The organism is Halomonas sp. MES3-P3E, assembly GCF_002836035.1.
Classification (GTDB): domain Bacteria; phylum Pseudomonadota; class Gammaproteobacteria; order Pseudomonadales; family Halomonadaceae; genus Vreelandella; species Vreelandella arctica.
In genome coordinates this window covers 1-4,362 of sequence record NZ_PJBT01000070.1, presented here as the reverse complement: position 1 = coordinate 4,362, position 4,362 = coordinate 1, and the positions used below count along the sequence as shown (strand labels likewise).

At 55.9% G+C, this 4,362-nt stretch carries 4 protein-coding genes; all 4 read left to right on the top strand.

The genetic code is table 11. From position 1 onward, the window contains the following. The first annotated feature begins 189 nt into the window (after positions 1-189). Positions 190-597: a heavy metal-responsive transcriptional regulator gene (locus tag CXF87_RS11635; RefSeq protein ID WP_044630734.1), complete on the top strand. Its 408-nt coding sequence runs from the start codon at positions 190-192 to the stop codon at positions 595-597. An 80-nt stretch (positions 598-677) separates the two neighbouring features. Beyond that, positions 678-3,152: a heavy metal translocating P-type ATPase gene (locus tag CXF87_RS11630; protein WP_101146734.1), complete on the top strand. Its 2,475-nt coding sequence runs from the start codon at positions 678-680 to the stop codon at positions 3,150-3,152. Between the two features lie 33 nt (positions 3,153-3,185). Then, on the top strand, positions 3,186-3,314 hold the full coding sequence (locus CXF87_RS22270; protein WP_255319124.1) for a hypothetical protein: 129 nt from the start codon (positions 3,186-3,188) through the stop codon (positions 3,312-3,314). A 66-nt stretch (positions 3,315-3,380) separates the two neighbouring features. Beyond that, positions 3,381-4,211: a thiol:disulfide interchange protein DsbG gene (dsbG, locus tag CXF87_RS11625; protein WP_051052162.1), complete on the top strand. Its 831-nt coding sequence runs from the start codon at positions 3,381-3,383 to the stop codon at positions 4,209-4,211. Positions 4,212-4,362: the final 151 nt, after the last annotated feature.

Below are 4,362 nucleotides of genomic sequence, written 5' to 3'. Positions count from 1 at the left end.
TGGTGACGATGTCATCATCTCGCCATCGCTATCGAATGATGACGCTAGGCAACACTTTCCCGAAGGCTGGAACACCAAGACGCCCTACCTTAGGGTCGTGCGCCAACCGGAGCAATAGGAGCCCCGACCGGTAGATTCGTTGAGTCAGGCTGCCAGAAGCTTGGATTAATAATGTCGTGAGGTAACGCTATGCAAACACTAAGTATCGGCGAGCTTGCCGAACGAAGCGGGGTCGCTAGCCAGGCGATTCGATTCTACGAAAAAGAGAGACTTATGCCTCCTCCGAGGAGGACCGATGCCAACTATCGGCGTTACCCACTGGAAGCTGTGGATCGGTTGCAGTTTATCGTCCATGCCAAGCAGTGGGGCTTCACGCTGCAAGAGATTCGGGAGCTGCTAATGCTTCAGGATGCTAATGGCGACCGGGCGCAAGCTAAACGCATCGCCGGGGAGAAGCTGCACAAGGTGCGCGAGCAGATCAAGCACCTCACGCGGATTGAAGCCGTATTATCGAAAACACTGAGCGAGTGTGCAGGCGAAGGGCCTATGCAGGAAGGCTGCCCGATTGTTGAAGCTATCGCTGAGCAGACTGAATGATCGGGCATTTTCTCGATAGCGAACATGGGAATCAAGTTTGCCTACCGGGTCGTCGATAAATTAACAGGGAGATCGTCATTATGGCGCAATACGTCGATATCGAGATTCGTGGTATGTCCTGTGCTTCCTGTGTTGGGCGTGTGGAGCGCGCACTCAGCCAGCAGCCAGGCGTGATCAACGCTCAAGTGAACCTCGCCGCACAGAAGGCGGCTATCCAGGTCGAAGCAGGTACCGCGACCACTAGCCTACTCAACGCCATTGAAACGGCGGGCTATCAGCCGGTGGTGGAAAGTCTCGACATTCCCATCACCGGCATGAGTTGCGGATCGTGTGTCTCTCGGATAGAGCGAACGCTAACGAAGCTGCCCGGCATGGTGGAAGTAAGTGTTAACCTCGCCACCCAAAAAGCCTTCGTTCGTTTCCTGCCGGGAGCCGTTTCGTTACCGCGTATTCAGCATGCCATCCGCGAAGCAGGCTATGAACCACAGGATACCGATACGCCGCCATCAACGGACAGCGAGGACCGGGAGAGAGCCGAGCTTCGCCGTCGAGTCGTGCTCGCGGCAATATTTACGATTCCGGTAGTCATCATCGCCATGGGGAAAATGATTCCCACTTTTGACGCGCTGTTAACGAGTCTAATGCCGCATCGCGGCTGGATGGGCGTCGAGTGGTTATTGGCCACACCGGTGCAGTTCTATGCTGGTGCACGCTTCTATCGCGTCGGCTTCGCCGAACTCCGGCATTTTAATCCGGGCATGAACAGCCTCGTTATGATCGGATCGAGCGCTGCCTATTTCTATTCGGTCGCCGCCCTGCTGGTGCCCGGACTCTTTCCCGTCGGAACCGCCGTGAGCTATTTCGAAGCGGCGGCGGTGATCGTGACGTTAATTCTGCTCGGTCGCTATTTTGAACACATTGCCAAGGGCCGCACCTCCGAAGCTATCAAGAAGCTTCTGCAATTACAGGCGAAAACTGCCCGCGTCATCCGTGAGGATGAAACCGTCGAGCTGCCTATCGACGCCGTCGTCACGGGCGATCGTATTTTGGTTCGCCCAGGGGAGCGTGTTCCAGTCGATGGCATTGTTGAGGAGGGTCACTCCTACGTTGATGAGTCGATGATCAGCGGTGAGCCAGTGCCGGTCGTCAAACAGAGGGATTCCGAAGTCGTCGGTGGCACCATCAACAAGAACGGTGCACTTACCTTCCGGGCCACGCGAGTCGGTGCCGACACCGTGCTGTCGCAGATCGTCAAGATGGTGGAAACGGCCCAGGCGGAGAAGCCCCCAATTCAGCAATTAGCCGACAAGGTTGCCGGTGTGTTTGTACCCGTGGTCATCGCTATCGCCGCGATTACCTTTGCACTCTGGTTCGCTTTCGGACCGTCGCCGTCTTTGTCCTTTGCCTTCGTCACTACCGTTAGTGTACTGCTAATTGCCTGCCCCTGTGCGATGGGCCTGGCTACCCCAACGGCCATCATGGTCAGTACCGGGAAAGGGGCCGAGATGGGAGTGCTATTTCGCAAAGGGGCGGCGCTTGAGACGCTGGCCAAGATGAATACGGTGGTGCTGGACAAGACCGGCACTTTGACCCAGGGGCGCCCCGAACTGACCGACTTCGAAGCAATTAACGGTCATGAAAACGACGTGCTGCGACTGGTCGCGGCAGTGGAAGCTCAAAGCGAGCACCCCATCGCCGAAGCTATTGTACAGGGCGCCAAGGCCCGTGGGCTGGAATTACCCTCGGTCAGTCGCTTTAGTGCCGAGCCTGGCTACGGCATTGAAGCCGAGGTCGACGGCCACTTGGTACATGTGGGAGCTGATCGTTACATGCATCGGCTGGAAATCGAGCTCGGCCAGGCAGAAACACGCGCCAAGGTGTTTGCCGAGAACGCCAAGAGCCCGCTCTATGCCGCGGTAGACGGTCAGCTTGCTGCAGTCATCGCGGTGGCGGATCCCCTCAAGGAGGGCTCTGCCGAGGCTATCACAGCACTCAAAGCGCAAGGGTTGGAGGTGGCCATGCTCACCGGCGATAACCGTGCCACTGCCGATGCTATCGCCCGACAGGTTGGCATCCAGCAGGTTCTCGCTGAGGTGCTGCCCGACCAGAAAGCGGCAGAGATCCGGCGTCTCCAGGCGGAGGGCAAGCGTGTCGCTTTTGTGGGGGACGGGATCAACGATGCACCCGCTTTGGCCCAGGCCGACGTGGGCATTGCGATCGGTACTGGCACCGATATCGCCATCGAGTCCGGCGATGTGGTGCTGATGAGTGGCGATTTGCGAGGCATCGTCAATGCCACGGCGCTCTCCAAGCGTACCCACCGGACCATTATCAGCAATTTCGTCTGGGCCTATGGCTACAACGTAGCGCTAATCCCCGTGGCGGCGGGCATGCTCTATCCGTTCATCGGCGTATTGCTCAGCCCCATGCTGGCGGCGGCGGCCATGAGCGTTTCCAGTGTCTTTGTGCTGACTAACTCGTTGCGGCTACGCCGTTTCACGCCAGATACCGGCAATGCCACACCACGTCCAAACGATGCTGTTCATCGCGCCTAAACCAAACACCGTAGTGTTAAAGAGGAATTCAAAATGATGGGAAGTGAAAGCTGCATGTGGGGTATGGCGGGGATGGGCCTAATAGCTATCTTGTTGATTATTGCACTGGGGCTTGGTGTTGCTGCGCTTATCAAGTACTTGTTTTTTAATAAGAAGCACTAAAACCAGCAAGTAAATGTGATCGACCTAATCCCTTGTAAAAAACAGTAATTGATAAAGAGAGCATCCATGAGGCATATCCTACATTTCACTTATTACCTAGCTGCTGCAGGTCTGTTAGGTCTTATTGCGTTGCCTGCGTTGGCGCAGGAAGCAGGAACCGATGCCAATGAGAGTTATCAGGCCAGCAGCGTCATCGACACTGGGCCTCCCTTGCCCGAGACGATTACCGTATTGGTGGATCAAGGGTTCACATTCCATGGCACCTTCGAAGCGCCTGACGATCTCCAAGGCTATGCCTTGTCTTACGATAATGAGCCTATGGCGGCTTATATCTCCTTCTCTTCCGACTATGCCGTCATTGGTACGTTAATCGACCCTCAGGGTAATGCCGTCATGGAAAGCCAGCTTCAGGCTCTGGTGCTGGAACCCATGCGGGAAGCTACCTGGAGTGCGTTTGAAAACACACGTTTTATCTCGGAGGGGAATGATGATGCATCACATGTTGTGTACACACTAACAGACCCCAACTGCCCTTACTGCAACGCACTCTGGAAGAATTCACGTCCGCTAATCGAGCAAGGCGTGCTACAGCTTCGCCACGTGCTGGTTGGTGTGCTATCAGAGGACAGCCTTCGCAAAGCTGCTGCAATCCTTGAATTCCACGATCCGGTTAGCGCTCTCGAAACTCATGAATTGGAATTTCGCAATGGCGGCATAAGGCCGGTGGAGCCGTCGGAGGAGAGCCAAGCGCTTCTCAGAAAGCATGCCCAGATCATGCGTGAGGCCGGCGCTACGGGGACGCCGACCAGCTACTACCGTGATGAAGCCGGGAAAGTGCAGCGTATCAGTGGTGCAGTGTCGACCGACCAGCTTCGCGAAATCTTAGGTGTTGAATGATACACCATAACGGTACAGGGCTGAGATGACGTGTCTCCCCACTCCCACCACTGAGATGAACATGGCAACCAAGCTTAGCGTAAAGCAAACGCTCTTTTTGGGGCTCACTCTATTGATGGGCTTGGCGGCCCTCTATTGGATCCTGATGGAA

What these genes read in the sequence shown, in the direction of transcription:
- CXF87_RS11635 (WP_044630734.1), top strand. Translation starts at nt 190, where the DNA reads ATGCAAACACTAAGTATCGGCGAGCTTGCCGAACGAAGCGGGGTCGCT.
- CXF87_RS11630 (WP_101146734.1), top strand. Translation starts at nt 678, where the DNA reads ATGGCGCAATACGTCGATATCGAGATTCGTGGTATGTCCTGTGCTTCC.
- CXF87_RS22270 (WP_255319124.1), top strand. Translation starts at nt 3,186, where the DNA reads ATGATGGGAAGTGAAAGCTGCATGTGGGGTATGGCGGGGATGGGCCTA.
- dsbG (WP_051052162.1), top strand. Translation starts at nt 3,381, where the DNA reads ATGAGGCATATCCTACATTTCACTTATTACCTAGCTGCTGCAGGTCTG.